At 67.7% G+C, this 15,693-nt stretch carries 13 protein-coding genes and 2 pseudogenes; 7 read left to right on the forward strand and 8 right to left on the reverse strand.

The features are described 5' to 3' along the window. Positions 1-98: 98 nt before the first annotated feature. Positions 99-425, reverse strand: a complete 327-nt coding sequence (locus OG972_RS00180; protein WP_266977669.1) for a hypothetical protein — start codon at positions 423-425, stop codon at positions 99-101. 389 nt (positions 426-814) lie between these two features. Here OG972_RS00180 and OG972_RS00185 point away from each other — a divergent pair, with 389 nt between their 5' ends. The 3 genes from OG972_RS00185 to OG972_RS00195 all read left to right on the forward strand — a co-directional run bounded on the left by OG972_RS00185 (position 815) and on the right by OG972_RS00195 (position 4,550). After that, complete coding sequence (locus tag OG972_RS00185; RefSeq protein WP_266977670.1) at positions 815-2,143, forward strand: PQQ-binding-like beta-propeller repeat protein; 1,329 nt, start codon at positions 815-817, stop codon at positions 2,141-2,143. Between the two features lie 408 nt (positions 2,144-2,551). Then, positions 2,552-3,694 (forward strand): IS701 family transposase, encoded by a 1,143-nt coding sequence (locus OG972_RS00190; protein WP_266990190.1) that lies wholly within the window; start codon positions 2,552-2,554, stop codon positions 3,692-3,694. Between the two features lie 169 nt (positions 3,695-3,863). Then, entirely contained in the window at positions 3,864-4,550 is a 687-nt protein-coding gene (locus tag OG972_RS00195; RefSeq protein WP_266977671.1) for a hypothetical protein, read from the forward strand. A gap of 130 nt (positions 4,551-4,680) precedes the next feature. Here OG972_RS00195 and OG972_RS00200 read toward each other — a convergent pair whose 3' ends face one another. From OG972_RS00200 to OG972_RS00210, 3 genes are all read right to left on the reverse strand, one after another. After that, a complete protein-coding gene (locus OG972_RS00200) occupies positions 4,681-5,466 on the reverse strand; it encodes a hypothetical protein (protein WP_266977672.1) in 786 nt (261 codons plus the stop codon). Continuing rightward, positions 5,463-6,293 (reverse strand): hypothetical protein, encoded by an 831-nt coding sequence (locus OG972_RS00205; protein ID WP_266977673.1) that lies wholly within the window; start codon positions 6,291-6,293, stop codon positions 5,463-5,465. Before OG972_RS00205 ends, OG972_RS00200 begins: the two co-directional genes overlap by 4 nt. Positions 6,294-6,454: 161 nt before the next feature. Further along, positions 6,455-6,661, reverse strand: coding sequence for a hypothetical protein (locus tag OG972_RS00210; RefSeq protein ID WP_266977674.1), 207 nt, complete (start codon positions 6,659-6,661; stop codon positions 6,455-6,457). Between the two features lie 155 nt (positions 6,662-6,816). On the opposite strand from OG972_RS00210, the pseudogene OG972_RS00215 reads away from it, so the two are divergent. Next, positions 6,817-7,034 (forward strand): annotated as a pseudogene (locus tag OG972_RS00215) (SARP family transcriptional regulator); the annotation flags it as partial. 271 nt (positions 7,035-7,305) lie between these two features. Here OG972_RS00215 and OG972_RS00220 read toward each other — a convergent pair. After that, the gene (locus OG972_RS00220) at positions 7,306-8,217 is read right to left on the reverse strand and encodes a hypothetical protein (RefSeq protein ID WP_266977675.1); all 912 of its coding nucleotides are present in this window, start codon (positions 8,215-8,217) and stop codon (positions 7,306-7,308) included. Between the two features lie 610 nt (positions 8,218-8,827). After that, complete coding sequence (locus OG972_RS00225; RefSeq protein WP_266977676.1) at positions 8,828-10,072, reverse strand: IS110 family transposase; 1,245 nt, start codon at positions 10,070-10,072, stop codon at positions 8,828-8,830. Between the two features lie 433 nt (positions 10,073-10,505). Here OG972_RS00225 and OG972_RS00230 point away from each other — a divergent pair, with 433 nt between their 5' ends. Next, positions 10,506-12,164 (forward strand): IS1182 family transposase, encoded by a 1,659-nt coding sequence (locus tag OG972_RS00230; protein WP_266977677.1) that lies wholly within the window; start codon positions 10,506-10,508, stop codon positions 12,162-12,164. Between the two features lie 217 nt (positions 12,165-12,381). Then, a pseudogene (locus OG972_RS00235) lies at positions 12,382-12,865 on the forward strand (site-specific integrase); the annotation flags it as partial. A gap of 311 nt (positions 12,866-13,176) precedes the next feature. Here the strand turns inward: OG972_RS00235 and OG972_RS00240 are convergent. Further along, complete coding sequence (locus OG972_RS00240) at positions 13,177-14,388, reverse strand: Gfo/Idh/MocA family protein (protein ID WP_266977678.1); 1,212 nt, start codon at positions 14,386-14,388, stop codon at positions 13,177-13,179. A 175-nt stretch (positions 14,389-14,563) separates the two neighbouring features. Here OG972_RS00240 and OG972_RS00245 point away from each other — a divergent pair, with 175 nt between their 5' ends. Then, entirely contained in the window at positions 14,564-15,355 is a 792-nt protein-coding gene (locus tag OG972_RS00245; RefSeq protein WP_266977679.1) for a helix-turn-helix domain-containing protein, read from the forward strand. Positions 15,356-15,506: 151 nt separating this feature from the next. Here OG972_RS00245 and OG972_RS00250 read toward each other — a convergent pair whose 3' ends face one another. Continuing rightward, on the reverse strand, positions 15,507-15,629 hold the full coding sequence (locus tag OG972_RS00250; protein WP_266977680.1) for a hypothetical protein: 123 nt from the start codon (positions 15,627-15,629) through the stop codon (positions 15,507-15,509). Positions 15,630-15,693: the final 64 nt, after the last annotated feature.

Below are 15,693 nucleotides of genomic sequence, written 5' to 3' on the forward strand. Positions count from 1 at the left end.
ACCAGCCGTGAACACCGCCGGCGGCGCGACCGCCACCGCACCCTCGTCCAACAGCACGTCGACCAACGCCCCAGATCCCTCCGTCCGCCCCATCGGGCTCAGACACCAAAATCCACAGGCGAATCAACGACGGGAATCAGTGTGATCGCTCCGTACAGAGTTCCCTCACCGTCCGGCCCCAACGAATAGGTAAGCAGGCCTGCGCTGGCCAGCCGGCGCAAACAGATATGCACCTCTGCCTCGGGAACCCGGAGCGCGGCGGCAGCACTCCGCAGTGGCAGATCGACGTTGTGGGCGGGGACTGGCCGCACAGGATAATACGTGGCCAGCTCTGCGAGAAGCCCGACCAACCCATTCCTCTGCGGCACCTCACGCGCCTTGTTGACCCAGTCAAGCACCCAGTCATCAGACACCACAGTCTCCACCAGATCACCTCGTCCACGATCAGCCCTTGCGACCTATCCGCTCATAGTGCACATTCCGGAACACTCCAGCTCGACGGTTGCTCTACCTGGCTCAGCAGCCTGCCCTGAGCCCCGATCCACCGACTGATGTCCGTGGATGGCGCGCTCAGCGCCACCCCTGACCCGCGTTGCGGGCACGCTGGCGGGACGGCGCCATTGCCCGCCGGCGAGGCGGTCATCGACAACCTCCTGCGCCTGACCCGCCTCGCCGCCGCAGCGATCCGCAGCATAGGGCGACTGGGATACGGCTGATCCGCCCCCTCGTGGCTACGAGGTCATCACGAAGGAGGCGGGAGAGTGGTGAGCAGGTTTGCGGGCGTTCTACCGTGAGGGCGGATCCGGGGGGCGCGATGAGGCATCTGTGGCGGCGAGGGTTACTGGCCGTGGTGGTGGGGCTGCTGGTGGCGGGCTGTTTCGCCCCACTGCCGCCGATGTTCGGCGACGGTGAGGCGGTGCCCGAGGAGGCCTCTCGTGTTCCGATGCCGGTGCGGCCGGGCCCCGATGGCACCTGGGCGCTGAACGCCCCCGCGGCGGGGCTGCTTGGCCAGGGGCGCACGCTGGTCCGCCGGGATGGCACAGAGAACGAGGGCTGGCGGCTGGCATTGCCGGCCGAGTTCACGTTGACCTCGCACCAGCCCGGCGCGGCGCACTCCGCGCTCGTCCGTGGTGACCGGGTGGTGCTGGTCGGCGGCAGGGACGGCCGCCGTGGGCCGAGTGCGATCGCCGGGCTCGACCCGGAGCGGGGGCTCGTGACCTGGCGGCATGCCTTGCCGCCAGGCAGCCAGGTTTTCCCGTTCGAGAACAGCTTCGAGGTGCTGACGGCGGTCTGCCGCCCCGGATCCTGCCGCCTGACCGGCTGGAACGCCTGGTCGGGTGAGCGCCAGTGGACGCGCGCGGTGTCCAGGGCGGTACGGGTCGTGGACGCCTGCCGGGCCGACGAGCTTGCCACCGCCGACGGCCGCCGTGGGGACGGCTGTGGGGCCTATCTGGTCACCCCCGACCGTGTCGGCACCGTCGACCCGGACGACGGCGGGCTGCACTGGCAGGCGGGGCTGCGGCCGCCCGACGGCACCGTCGACCGAATCATCAAGGCCAACGACCGGGTCATCATGGCTACCGCACCGGCCAAGGGCAGCTGCCGCGCCACCATCCTCGCCAGCGGGGTGACATCCGGTGACGGGGACCGCGGCTGGCGGTACAGCTTCGTCTGGGACCAGCCTCAGGCTCCGCGCGACGCGCGCACCGGATGCCGCTGGGACCGCACTCTTCCGCTGACCGGCGGCTTCCGCATGGTGCTGCCTGACGCCAAAGGCGCCCTGGTCGTCAATCCTTACTTCGGCACCCTGCGCCCCTCCCGGCGACTGGCCCCCGGCGAGTACCTGGTCACCGACGGCACCATGAACGAGATCATCCGCGCGCCCGGCCGCCCGGACCGGCTCCTGGATGCCGGCGCCGACCAGCTGGTCCGCCCCCACGGGCTGAGCCCCGCGGCGCGGTCCGTCACCCGCAACTTCTGGCAGGACGGTCGCCGCCTGCTCCTGCTGGACTACCGGGGCAATACCCTCTGGAGCGGCACATCGGACTGCCAGGCGTTCCGGCACGACAAAGGCATCGGCGGCCCGCTCACCTACTGCGACGGCAACGACCTGGTGACCCTGCGTCCCGTGCACAAAGACTGACAGCCCCGTACGACCGGGCGGCAGGCACCGGTTGGTGGCCGACCAGGTGGGCAGGGCCGCGCCAGCCAGGTGGCCTGTCGCACATCCGCCCCACGAACGCGGGTTGCGAAGCAGACGGCCTTAAGACGTAACCCATCCACCGCGGTCACAGGCCAAAAGCGGATTGGCCCGGGCCTTGCGAGCAGTCCCGTCCACAGGATTTGACAATTACTCAGAGAAAGACCTTGTCCGAGCTTGTGGACATCGCGCGGCGCGTGATCAGCGAGTACGGCGACGACGACCTGCTGGCCCTGGTCGGCGCACTAGTACTGCAACCGCATCTGCCGTGACAGGTGCTGGATTGGCTCGTTGTTCCGACTGTGCGATGAATCGTTGACGGTTGAGCAGGTCGAGTCGTGGTCCGAGGGGATAGCCGGGTTCCATGCCCGGTTCGCCCATCGTTTCGGCAGGTCGGAGCCCCGCGAGCGGGCGTCGGACTACCTGAACGGGTTGCTCGCGCCGCTTGAGAAAAAGAACGGGTGGACGCTGTCGGAGCAGGCCGGGCAGTTGCGCCCCGACGGCGTCCAGCGCCTGCTCAACCACTCCGACTGGGACGAGAACGCGGTCCGCGACGATGTGCGGGACTTCGTCGTGGAGACCATCGGTGCCAAGGATGCGGTGCTGATCGGCGACGACACCGGCTTCCTGAAGAAGGGCACCAAGTCCGCCGGCGTCCAGCGGCAGTACACCGGCACAGCTGGCCGCACGGAGAACAGCCAGATCGGAACATTCCTGGCCTACGCCTCCGCCAGGGGGCGGGCGTTGATCGACCGCGAGCTCTACATCCCTGTCTCCTGGACGGATGACCGTGACCGCTGCCGCGCGGCCGGGATCGACGACGAGGTCCCCTTCGCGACCAAGAACGAGCACTTCAAGTGGATGCTGCAACGCGCCATCGACGCGGGTGTCCCGTTCGCGTGGGTCACCGCTGACGAGGCATACGGGCAGGTCAAGCACCTGCGAGTGTGGCTGGAGAAACGTCGGGTCGCGCACGTGCTGGCCACGAAGGTCAACGACACCGTGATCACCGCGCGCGGGGCGGACGCGCGGGTGGACCAGCTGGTCGCCGCGCTGCCCCGCCAGCGGTGGAAACGGATCTCCGGCGGGGCCGGCGCGCACGGTGAGCGGATTTACGACTGGGCGCGTGTCGCGATCCGCCCGTACTGGGAGAACGGCTTCGGACACTGGGTACTGGCCCGACGCAGCGTCAGCGACCCGAGCGAGATCGCCCACTACGTCTGCTACGGCCCAGTCACCTCCCGACTGAAAGACCTGGTCAAAGTGGCTGCCGCGAGGTGGGCGGTAGAGGAGTGCTTCCAGACCGCGAAGGGAGAGTGCGGTCTGGACCACTACCAGGTACGGCTCTACCGGGCCTGGTACCGCCACATCACCCTGGTCATGGCCGCCCTCGCCTACCTGACCGCCATCCGCGCCGCAGAAGCCACAAAAGGGGCACTCTCGACGACGAGCAGGACCTCATACCCCTCAGCGTCCCGGAGATCCGCCGGTTGATGGGCCACATCGCCGTCACGCGCCACTGCCACACCAACGAACACCATCTGCACTGGTCACGCTTCCGACGACGCAGCCAGGCCCGAGCCCGCCGCTCCCACTACAAACGCCGAGGCCACATTCTCCAGATGCGGTTGCAGTACTAGGCGCTCGCGGCGTTGACGGGGAAATGAAGAACCTCATCTTCGCTGCCGATGGCCCCAAGCCGCAGATCGTGCTGCCGGACTCCATCAGCAACACCATCCGCATCGTCAAGAACGAGCAGTACTGCCTGGTGTACGACCAGCCGTTGGAGGACCGCGGATTGAGCTGGTCGGATTTGGTTACATGGTGGGTTTGCCAGCACCCCGAGCACGCGGATGACCCAATGAGCGCCCGCGTCTCACTGCGGGAGCGGCTGCGACGGTCGCTGAGCGACAACAGTGCCGAGCTCCTGGTGTTCGACACCTACACCGAGCTCGGCTTCGACCTCCCGGCGCTCATCCCCCAGGTCTACCTCCACTACGACCCGTACAGCCTGACCGAGCTGGACGGTGTCAGCCGCCTTACCCGCCAGCGGATGGATTTCCTGCTGCTGATGAATCAGCGCGCCCGGGCGGTCATCGAGGTCGACGGCATCCAGCACTACGCTCGGCAGGTCGACACGCCGACGATGCTGCAGCCTGGCACCGTCTGGCTGGCTGATTCCGCGCGCTACGCCCCAATGGTGGCGGAGGACCGCCAACTCACCCTGCAAGGCTACGAGGTCTACCGCATCGGCGGTCACGAGCTACGCAACCACGCAGCCGGGAAAGCGATGCTCACCGATTTCTTCCAACGCCTTCTGAGCCGCCACGGCCACAACGGCTCGGACTGACCACCGAACCCAAGTCGCACCCCGGCGGGGCAAAATCGGTGATCAGGGGTCGCGGCCCCCTAGCTGGTCGGGGGAGCTCTGGCGGGAAGGGAACAGGTCGTCACACGGCCGCTCGGGACATCGTGCTGGGTCAGAACCACGTGACCCAGGCGGTCACCGCGGCTGCCGTCACAAGGGCGGCCGAGGCGGTCCCCACGACCAACATCCACGGGAAGGTCCGCTGCGCCGTTCCGTCGATCTCGGCACGTGCTGATCCGCGTCGGTGCGCGACTGCAACGGGCGCCGTGACGGTCACGGAGGAGTTGTCGCCTGTGACGATGTTGATGTTCTGGAGTGCCTGAGCGACCTGGTCCGGTGTCGGGTCCTGCTGGCCGTGAGGCATGGCGGCCCGCAGTTCCCCGACCAGCTGGACCAGCCGAGTACGGACCTGGTCCAGGACCCCCTCCATGGCCGACGGGTGCACAGCCCAGTACAGCCTGAGCACCTGCCGGGGAGAGTTCTGGCTCATGAATACGGCTACTTCGGCAGCCATGGCTGGAGCGAGCTGCACCGTCTGACCTGGCTGCCGGGCGATGAGCGACTCGATCTGGCCGGCTCCCTGCCCGAGGCGGAGTACGTCGCCCAGGCTCTCCCGGGCGAAGTCCGGCAGGTCGAACATGCTGACCGGCTGTTCCCGGAACTGGAACATCCCCGTGAGGCCGTCCATCACCAAGGGTGCCGAGATCCTGCGGTAGTCGGGGATCGGCACGTCCGTACCCTCGTAGCCCTGGAGCTCCCGCAGCGCCCAGGTACGTAGCGGTTCGGAATGAGCATGCCCGCCCAGAGCGATCACCTGGCGCAGGATTGGGGCGAGCGGGCGGCTCTCGTTGAGGACGTCGTCCTCCAGTCGATCCAGACGGCTGCGGCGGAGTCTCACTTCGCCACGATCACGGTGGCAATGACGCCCGCGATCGCCGCCACTGCCGCGACGGCGGTCCAGATGACCGAGGTTCGGTGCCACCAAGGCTGAGGAGTCGCGGGCGCGGGTTCGTTGACGTTGGCGCTCGCGGTGGCGCCGCGGTCCGCCTTTGCGTTCGGCGCGGTGATGTGGAAGGTGGAGTTGTTCCCTCCCGTGATGTTGAGGGCCTGCTGCGCGGCCGAGTCGATCTGGTTGGGGTCGGGGTTCTGCTGGCCGGCGGGCATAGCTGCCCTCACTTCCGCGACGAATTGGGTCAGACGGGTTCTGATGTGATCGAGGACGCCCTCGATGCTCGGTTTGGCGATTGCCCAGTACAGAGACGTGACGTCGGTGAACTCCTGGCCGATCTGCTGCTGCCGTGTCATCTCCAGGGCATACTCGGTTGATCCAGGTGGGCTGAGATGCACCCTCCTGTCGCTGATTGCAATCAGAGCTTCGAGCTCCCGGACCCCATGCCGGATCGGTGCGCTCTCCCCGATGCCGCGCTCACGAGCGCTCCGGGGCAGCCGGTGAACACTGATCCGCTGGGTGTTGCTCTGGTTGCTATAACCCGGCAGGTTGACAACGAACTCCGCTTCAAGCGGTGCCAGCACCTTCCGGTACGAGGGCAGCTCATCGGCCGCCGCGTACCCCTCCAGTTCCTTCAGCGCCCAGGCGCGCAGTTCCTCGTGGTGGGCGTAACCAGCCAGCAAGAGGCACTGCCGGAGGGCAGAGGCGAGAGAGGCAGTGTCGTCCAGGACGGCGCGCTCAAGCTGCTCCAGGCCCCGAACGTCGGAGGTCGTCACGGCGTCCAGTCTGCCCTGCCCCACTGACAACCCCGGTCACCTTCGTCATGCCGGGCCCCGGGGATGGCTGACCTTCCCAGGGCCCGTGGTGCCCGAGGCAGGTCAGATCCCTCCGGCCGCCGTGGCGGTGAGCCAGTCGGCGGCTTCGGCGTCGGTCAGGCTCAGCACTTGCGTGGGGTGGGCGGTGCCGCCCTGTACAACGTGGACACGGCCCGGGTGCGCGCGGTCCTTGGGGGCGGGGCCAGCCATCGGGCGGGCCTGCGCCAGGTGCCGGTGGCGACCCGCCCCAGGATGACGGTGGCGAACTGCTCGCGGCCTTCCGGTCCGAGGATGTCGGCGGTGGGGTGGCCGTCGAAGAGCACGTGCATGCGAGCCCGGCGACCCCGGCGCCCCGGGCCTGGAGAGCCTGCTGGCGGAGGTGAACAAGCTGGAGCGGGTGCGGCGCCTGGAGTTGCCCGGAGACCTGTTCCCGGACGTGTCGGAGAAGCTGGTGGACGTCTGGCGGCCGCGGGGCTCGAAGTCCTGGGCGCGCCCCCTCGTGCTGCTCGCCCAGGGCCGGGTCGAGGAGGCCCGTGCCGCCCTCGCCGCGGTGCCCGAACCACCGCATGACCACAGCAGGAGGCGCTGCGGTGCCTGACCCGCGCCGCCATACGCCTCGGCGAGCGCGAAATCGCCGCATGCGCCGAGGCTGCCCTGCGCGATGCTCATGCAGAACACGCCTTCGTCGCCTACGGCATCTGATCAACCATCACGAAACCGGACGCAAGGGAACAACGTTGGGGCCGTGCTCCACAACGGATTTGGGCTGGCGTGGCGCTGGGACCACCCGCGTCTCCAGGGTCCGGCTATCGGATAGCCCCAGCGGTCCGGCGTCCAGCCTGCTGGGTACGTTTCCGTGTACCCAGCAGGGTACTTTCCCGCGAACGCCGACACCGGGCGTCCCGCTGTCGGCAAGACGGTCAAAAGCGAACTCACGATCACCGCATATCAAACGGCCGGAGGACTCAGTAGCCTACGGCGCGAGCAGCTCCGCCTGGAGCTGCGGAGCTAGGTACTTCAGTGGAATAGCAGTGTCGACCAGCGAGGCGCCGCTACTTCCAGTGTTCTGGAGGGCCTGGAGGGAGATCACGTCACCGGCGTTCAGCTGAACAATCGTGGACACCTGCTGCTGCCCGCCTTCGGCGAGCTCACGGTCATGGGCGACGGTATTGCCATTGATCATGATGTAAAGGGTCTGATCGGCCGACGTCCCCGGATTCAAAAGGCTCCAGAGAATCTGCCCCTTGAGGAGGTAGCGGCCAGCGGTGTGGACCACCAGAGTCGAAGACGACGAATCAAACATCGCGTCAGTGTCGTACTCAGCGCCACTGAACTTGATCTGGGTGAGGGTGTTGTCCGGGATGACCTGGTTGACTTCGGCAAAAAGACTCGCGCCAGCATGAACCGTGGTCCCGGTGGCTCCCGTAGCGCCAGTGGCGCCTGGCAAGCCTTGCGCTCCCGTAGCACCGGTCGGCCCGGTGACGCCCGGTGCGCCCGTCCCGGTAGCGCCAGTGGCACCGGTCGGCCCCGTAGGCCCCATAGGACCCGCCGGACCCGCAGGGCCAGTGGCACCTGGGACGCCCTGACAGTCGCCGCCCTGACGGCCGTAGTTCAGCCGGTGCTCGAAGGATGTCATGTCGGCCAGCTTGGACTGCGGCTTGTGCGGCTTGTGCGGCTTGTGCGGCTTGTGCGGCTTGCAATCCTCGCCGCCATGCCCCGAGCGGCTAGCAAATCCGACACCGGCGGCACTTGCCGCAGCCATCGCCGGGCCGGCGACACCTGCCACCAGGACCAGCGCGAATGAAGCGAGCGCGCCGCCTACCATCCACTTGTCTCGCCGGGGCAGCGGGCCGAGATGCGACCCTGTCCTACGCTCAGGACTCATCTACTTGCTCCTCGTTCAGCGGTTTGGGGATGATGTGAAAACCCGAGGGCGAGCTTGACCCCTGCGTGGCCGATAAATAGTGATACCGGGCCCGGGCTGGGCCGATTAGTCAACTAATCGGCCCAGCCCGGGCGCCGGATGGAGCAACTGCCATCCACCAATAAGCCCTTGGGGAGAGCGGCCCATTGGGCACCGTTCCCAGCCACTCCCGACTGGCCCAGCTCGGTGGAGGAGATCCGAGAGACGTTCGGCGGGTGCTGCTGGATCAGAGCCGGTTCAGATCCCAAGTCCCGCCCTGCCCGGCGTGACAAACCCCTGCATGAGTACGGTGCGGCCCTTGAGGCTCTGCTTGTCGTCCTGCACGAGCACGGCGCAGCGCCAAGGCGCGGGTGGCATCGGCTTCGCCATGTCGCTGGGCGCGGGGTCGCTGGGTGCGATCTCTCGATTTCGTGTCAGTACGCGACCTGCGCCTATACAGCCCAGTGACAGTACCGACACCCCTCGATCTCTCAGCTTGACTCTGACGCGTAAATAACCGCAGGTGGGTGGTATTTCGGGCACGACGGTGATCCCAGCGGGGCCGTTCCCGCCGGGTTTCGTTCCGGTTGGTTCATCCGGTGGCCTCCATGGGGTCGAGGGTGACCCGGTAGCCGAGTTCGTTGAGGCGGGTTACGGCCCGGCGTGCGGCGCGTTCGGGGTCGCGTCGGGTGAAGTAGTCGCCGCCGAGCTCGTGGTAGGGCACGTTGTCGGTGAGCATGTGCCAGATCGCGGTGATGATCGAGTGCTCGACGGCGATGAGTGCCTTCATCGGTCCACGGCGGGCGGTCAGCCGCTTGTAACGCGCCTGGAGGTAGGAGCCCTTGGTGCGTGCGGCGCCGAACGCGGCCATCCCCAGCGCACCCTTGGGATGGGCGTTTCCGGGGCGGACCCGGGTGCTCCTGACCTTGCCGGCCGATTCGTGGTGTCCAGGACACAGTCCGGCCCAGGAGGCGAGGTTCTTGGCCGAGGCGAACCGGGCCATGTCACCGCCCGTCTCGGCCACGATCACCTCGGCCACTGCCCTGTTCACCCCCGGGATCGTGTCCAGCAGGTCCAGTACCGGCCGAAAAGGGGCCATCGCCTCCTCGACGCGCACGGTCAGCTGCTTGATCGCGGAGGTCAGCTGGTCGTACTGGTCGAGGTAGAGGCGGGTCAGGAAGGCATGGTGCTCGCGGAAGCGGCCGGTCAGCGCCTGGCCCAGCTCGGGAATCTTGCTGCGCATCCGGCGCTTGGCGAGGTCGGCCAGGACCTGCGGGTCGCGCTGGCCGTCGATCAGGGCCTGGAGCATGGCACGGCTGGAGACGCCCATGAGGTCGGAGACGACGGCGGACAGCTTGATGCCGGCGTCCTCCAGGAGCTTCTCCAGTCGCTGCACGACCTGAGCCCGCTCATGGGTCAGCTGGGTGCGGGCTCGCGTAAGGTCCCGCAGCTCGCGGACCGGCTGCGGGGGGACGAACGAGGCCCGTACCAGGCCGTGGGAGCCGAGCTGGGCCAGCCAGGCCGCATCCGAGACGTCGGTCTTGCGGCCGGGCAGATTCTTCACCTGCCGGGCGTTGACCAGGACGACGTTCAGCTCTTCGGCCAGCAGGTAGTAGAAGGGCTTCCAGTAGTCGCCGGTCGCCTCGATCACCACCAGGGTGACCTCGGCGCCGAGGAGGTGTTCGCGCAGGTCGAGGATGGCGTTGGTGGTGGCGCCGAAGGTCGTGGTCTGGTTCGTGAAGGTTCCCTTGCGGCGGGGGCTGGGGGTGCGTACGCACACCTTGGCGTCCCTCTTGCTGATGTCGATGCCGGCGCAGCGTTCGTGCAGGACGTCCATGGCCTCGGCTCCGTTCCCGTTCGGTTCCTCGGATGCGTGGCGCCGCTCCGGGAGGGCCAAGGCAGTGCGAAGAGTCTGACGCGCGTGCTCGTGGCAACACTCCACGGTTCCCGTGGGCGGCCCTCAGTACCATGCTGTCGTGCGAGCTCGAAGGCATCACAGAGTCATCGGTCTCGTCCGGAACGAACAGTTCCACGATCCATACGCGAACGTCTCCAGGGCAGGGCGGACAAGCGATCTGCAGGCGTACGACGGCGCATTTACTGTGCCCCCGGCGCACGGCGAAGCCGCGCTGGATTGCTGTCGGGGATCTTGGTGTTTCCCGGTGCGCGAGCATGATCGGCGGGCATGCTCGTGGCTGTTTCGTAGACCGATACAGCTGCCGAGGTGTCCGTTGTCGCTCCGTCCCCGTTCGGGTGAGCAGGTCCCGTCTTTGACCGCGCAGATCGCACGGGCGAGCAATCCGGCCGGCACGACGGCGATGTGGGTCAGAGACCGGCTGGACGGGCTGTGGTGCGACGAGGACTTCGCGGGCTGGTACCCGCGCGACGGGCGTCCCGGGCTCTCGCCCGCCCAACTGGCCACCGTCTGCGTGCTGCAGTTCCTGCTCGGCCTGTCGGACCGGCAGGCAGCCGAAGCGGTCCGCTGCCGGATCGATTTCAAGTACGCCCTGACCATGGAGCTGGACGATCCCGGCTTCCACCACAGCGTACTGGCCGACTTCCGCGAGCGCCTCGCCCAGGACGACCGTGCCGACCGTCTCCTGGATCTGGCGCTCGCCCGCCTGAAGGAGGCCGGCCTCGTACGCGAGCGCACCGCCCAACGCACCGACTCCACCCACGTCCTGGCCACGGTGCGCGACCTGACCCGGCTGGAACTGGTCACCGAGGCGGTCCGTGCCGCGCTTGAAGAAGTGGCCCGCACAGCCGGGCATCTGCTGATCGGCCTGGTCGACGAGGACTGGGGGCGCCGCTACGGCCGTCCGGTCCGCCTGGGCAAGAACCCCACCCGGCCCAAGACCAGGATCCTCGCCGCCGGCAACGACGCCTGCCGACTGCTGGGACACCTCCACCGGGACGTGGTCAGCTACCGGCCCGGCCCACAAGCCGAAGCCCTGCGGCAGATCGTGGTGCAGCACTACTACCGCGACGCGGCAGGCCGTCTGAGCTGGCGCACCGCCGACGACAACGGGCTGCCGCCCTCCTCCTCGGCGATCGTCTCTCCCTACGACACCACGGCGCGCTACGTGCGGCACGGGCACATCATCCGCTGGAAGGGCTTCGCCGCCCATCTCACCGAGACGTGTGCCTCTGACAGCGTCAACGTGATCACGGACGTGGCCACCACGTCGGCCGCCACCAACGACAGCCAGGCCCTGCCCGGCATCCACAGCCGCCTGGCTCGTCGCGGGCTGCTGCCCGCCGAGCACCTGGTCGACGGCGGCTACACCTCCCTGGTCCACCTGGAACGAGCCGCGCGCGAACACCAGGTCACCGTCACCGGGCCACTGCCGGGCAACCCCACCCGCCAGCACCGCAGGAACGAGGGCTTCGACCGGGACGACTTCCACATCGACTTCGAGCGCCGACAAGTCACCTGCCCCCAGGGCCAGGTCAGCGCGGGCTGGCACGGCCCCTACCCGACCTCCTCGCCCACCGCGGCACCCCTGATCGTGGCCCGGTTCACCAAGAGCCAGTGCCAGCCGTGTCCGGACCGCCCCCGGTGCACCAGCTCCCGCGAGAGCGCCCGCAACGTGGGCTTTCCTCCGCGAGAACTCCGCGACCTGCAAGTCCGCGTCCGCACCGAGCAGCAGACATCCGAATGGAAGGCCCGTTACGCGGTCCGCTCCGGAGTGGAGGGCACCATCAACGAGTTCGCCCACGGACACGGCATGCGCCATTGCCGCTACCGAGGACAGCCCAAAGCCCACCTGCAACACGTACTCACGGCCATCGCCGTGAACATCGAACGACTCAGCGCCCGGTCAGCGACGGAGGAAACCTCTTCACCGAGACCGCCGACCGCCTTCCAGACCTTCCTGGACCAGCAGGCGATTCCCCGATCGAAGTCCTGGCGCACCCTCGGCACCTGACCTCGCCCTTCCAAGATCCCCGGCAGAGTCAAGCTTAGTGGTCCGTTCCCGAAGTCCTTCGGGGGTTGACTTCGGATCCGGCGTTGTGCGTGGTGGTTTCTCAGATCTCGGAGTCGGCGAGGTGGAGCTGGCACGCGCAGTCGAGGGCGTCTACGGGGGTGCCAGTGAAGCCACCGGTGGGCAGCAGGGTGTCTTCGTATCGGGTGGGCAGGCGCATGCACTCGACAGCCTGAACGTGGTCGTGCTCCGCGAGCACCGCGAGCGTCAGCTCAAGGAGAAGGAAAAGTGGGGCCCGGGCCTGGCAGGACACCGGCAAGGTGTTCACACGGGAGGACGGATTCCGGCTCCACCCCGAGACCGTCTCGGAGACCTTCCGCTGCATCTTCGCGCGGACCGACCTTCCGCCCATCACCCTGCGGGACCTGCGGCACGTCTCCGCGACCCTCGCCCACGGCGGTGGTGGCGACCTCCCCACGATCAAGGAGACGCTGCGGCACTCCACGATCACGCTGACGTTGGACACGTATACGAGCCTGCAGCCTGAGGTCGACAGAGCCGCAGCTGAAGCTGCCGCCAACCTGGTGCCACGTGCCCGTAAGGCCGCCCTCCGTAGCGGCTGCTGCCGGACCGTCCGCGTCACGCACGAGGCCGGGAACGATGGAGCGCCCCGACCGGCTGAAACCGGTCGAGGCGCTCCGTAGCAGGTCAGATGGGGATCCCCTGCCTGCCAGCAGTGGGCCGTGTGGGACTCGAACCCACAACCAACGGAAAGGTCCCGACCGGATCCTGCCGGGACTTCCGTTGATTGAGCCGCCCATCCAGAAACACCTGGTCAGAGGTCGATCTCTTGACGACCGGTCCAGGCCGAGGTGCCTCGTGCCGGCACGTCCGCTCACGCATCGCTCACGCGCGGGAGGTCTTCTGACCTGGGCATCCGCCTCGTTGATCTCAGCTCAGCGGGCCTGCCCCGGACGGACCTCGGCATCGGCCGATCGGCCATGTGCCTGCAAGATCAATCATCCAGCCGGCCTGCGCCCGGAGCGTTACCGAAGTTGGGTATCTCCAGTCGGTTGCCTCCTTGCAGGGCGGATTGGTGAGCGATGATCCCGGGCAGGGTGTAGCGGGCCGCGGTCCAGGCATTGACCGGGGGCAGTGTCCCGGTAGTAACGGCCGTCACAAAGTCGTCGGCAAGGAACTGGTGGCTGCCCTCGTGGCCGTTGGGGGCGTGGGCGAACTGGTGAGGGAGCCGGGAGCGGTCGTGGACCGGTGCCGTGCCGGAGGCGAAGGCGTCGCGCAAGGCGGGGGCGAGATGGGCCAGTGAGGGGTCGTCCGGGGCGAGCGTGGGCCTCGGGTGCAGGTGGTCGGTGACGTCTTCGACGCCTTTCTTGTCCTGCCAGAGGCTGACGGTCGCGAGCTGTTCGAAGCTGCCTTCGGTTCCGAAGAAGCGGAACCTGGATTCCCGGATGTGGGAGGGGTATCCGACCCTGCGGAACTCGTTGATCCGGAACGAGCCGCCGTCGGCTACTTCGAACAGTGCGGTGGCGTTGGAGATGTCGTTGTCGAACTGGCTGATCTCGCGGTCGAACACTCCGTCCTTGCGGTCGTCGACGACACCGATCGCGCTGACGCTCGTGGCGTGGGTCTGCCAGGCTCCCAGGACCCCGCCGATGGAGTGGGTCGGGTACAGCAGCGGCGGATAGCTCGCGATGGCCTTCCAGTTCTCGCCGCCGCTGTACTGGTATGCGTCGTAGAAGCCGAGGTCCATGTCGTGGATGTAGTCGCCCTCAGCGTGGAACAGCCGGCCGAAGGCGCCCTTGGCGACCTGCTCGCGGGCGTAGACGGTTGCCGGGTTGTAGTGGCTGGTCTCGCCCATCATGTACGTCAGCCCGGTCTCCCGGACCGCTTCGATGATGGCCGCGATCTCCTGTTCGGACACGGCCATCGGCACAGCCGAGTACACGTGCTTGCCTGTGCGTAGTGCCTGGACGGCGAGCGATCCGTGCGTCCAGCGCTGAGTGAAGATCGCGACTGCGTCGATGTCCGAGTCGAGCATTGCCTCGTACGACGGAAGGGTCCCGGCGAGGTCGTAGTCGGCGGCCAGGCGTGCGGCTCGCTCCGGCAACAGGTCGGTTGCCACGATGTCGCCCACGCCAGGGTGCAGTCGCCAGAGCTTGGCGAACGACCCGGCGAACTGGCCGGCTCCGACGATACCCAGAGAGAACACAGAAGACTCCTTACCCGCGGACTACTCGCGCGGCATCACAGAGTGACCCGGCACCCGACGGCTGCCGGTCAGACACAGAATGCGACGATAGGCGCCTAGGAACCGTGAAGTCTTCATCGATGAGAGCGGGAATTTCTTGGATCCTCAGGTCGAACCGTCGGGACCCATCGGCTGGATGGGCCAACCCCTGCTGATGGACGCCGCCCATCAGCACGACGACGTGGAGATCAACCTCGTGGCCGAGGGCGGCACGATGCTCTATCTGTTCGGCGGCGTGCCGGTCGAGGTCGGCCCCGGCAGTGTGGCCGCGTTCTGGGCCGCCGTGCCCCACCAGCTCGTCGCGAACTCGGCGACCCGTGTCCACTGGGTCCACGTGCCATTTGCGGCTTTCCTGCGCTGGGGACTGCCTGACTCGCTGGTCAGCCGTCTACTGTCCGGCACGCCAATGGTCTCCTCGCCATCGGCTGCAGTGGCGACCGATCCGGCGACCTTCGCCCAGTGGGCCATCGACCTGGCCAGCGGCCAGGCCGAACGACACCGGATCGCCATGCTCGAACTCGAGGCCCGGGTTCGCCGCCTTGCCTTGGCCACGCTCGGGGAACCGGTACGCCAGTTCACCGGAGGCGACCCTGCGCTGCGCCAGGTCGTCGCCATGGTGCGACACATCGCCGAACACTTCCGTGAACCACTCCCTGTTGCCGAGATCGCCGCGGCAGCAGGGCTGCACCCGACCTACGCGATGACTCAGTTCCGTAAGGTCGTGCGCACCACAGTGGGTGACTACGTCATGCGCTGCCGTCTGGCCGAAGCCCGACGGCTGCTCGTCACCACCGATCTGCCGATCGGCCATGTGGCTTCGGCATCCGGTTTCGGATCGGTCAGCCGGTTCTACAGCGCCTTCTCCAACGAGTGCGGCGGACCACCGGCCAGATTCCGGCGCGAGCACCTGAACAGTGCGCTGGGATGAGCCACCCCTGGCCACTGTGATGCTCAGCCCCGTCGACCACGTGCTCCGTACGGCGGGACAGCGCTGATCTGCGGAATACAGCAGTTCCAGCTCAGCGAACCGTTGCCTTCATTGTCGCGGCGGCCTGCGGCGCGTCAGCGGGTCGGGCGGATCATTGGGCGAACGCCCCACGGTGGCGGACGTGCAGCCTCATCAGCTGCGGCCAGGTGGTGCGGGCGTGTTCGCCAAGGCGTTGCTCGAGCGAGAGCCTGGTGGGCTCCGGAGGTGTGGGCATGACGGCCATCCTGCCCGAGGGGCCGGGGACCGGACACGGCAGGCTACGGCCTGTTGTGATCCAC

It is taken from the genome of Streptomyces sp. NBC_01669, from assembly GCF_026339735.1.
GTDB classification, from domain to species: Bacteria; Actinomycetota; Actinomycetes; order Streptomycetales; family Streptomycetaceae; genus Streptomyces; species Streptomyces yanii.

What these genes read in the sequence shown, in the direction of transcription:
- OG972_RS00225 (WP_266977676.1), bottom strand. Translation starts at nt 10,072, where the DNA reads ATGGACGTCCTGCACGAACGCTGCGCCGGCATCGACATCAGCAAGAGG.
- OG972_RS00245 (WP_266977679.1), top strand. Translation starts at nt 14,564, where the DNA reads ATGGGCCAACCCCTGCTGATGGACGCCGCCCATCAGCACGACGACGTG.
- OG972_RS00250 (WP_266977680.1), bottom strand. Translation starts at nt 15,629, where the DNA reads ATGCCCACACCTCCGGAGCCCACCAGGCTCTCGCTCGAGCAACGCCTT.
- OG972_RS00220 (WP_266977675.1), bottom strand. Translation starts at nt 8,217, where the DNA reads ATGAGTCCTGAGCGTAGGACAGGGTCGCATCTCGGCCCGCTGCCCCGG.
- OG972_RS00210 (WP_266977674.1), bottom strand. Translation starts at nt 6,661, where the DNA reads ATGCACGTGCTCTTCGACGGCCACCCCACCGCCGACATCCTCGGACCG.
- OG972_RS00185 (WP_266977670.1), top strand. Translation starts at nt 815, where the DNA reads ATGAGGCATCTGTGGCGGCGAGGGTTACTGGCCGTGGTGGTGGGGCTG.
- OG972_RS00195 (WP_266977671.1), top strand. Translation starts at nt 3,864, where the DNA reads ATGAAGAACCTCATCTTCGCTGCCGATGGCCCCAAGCCGCAGATCGTG.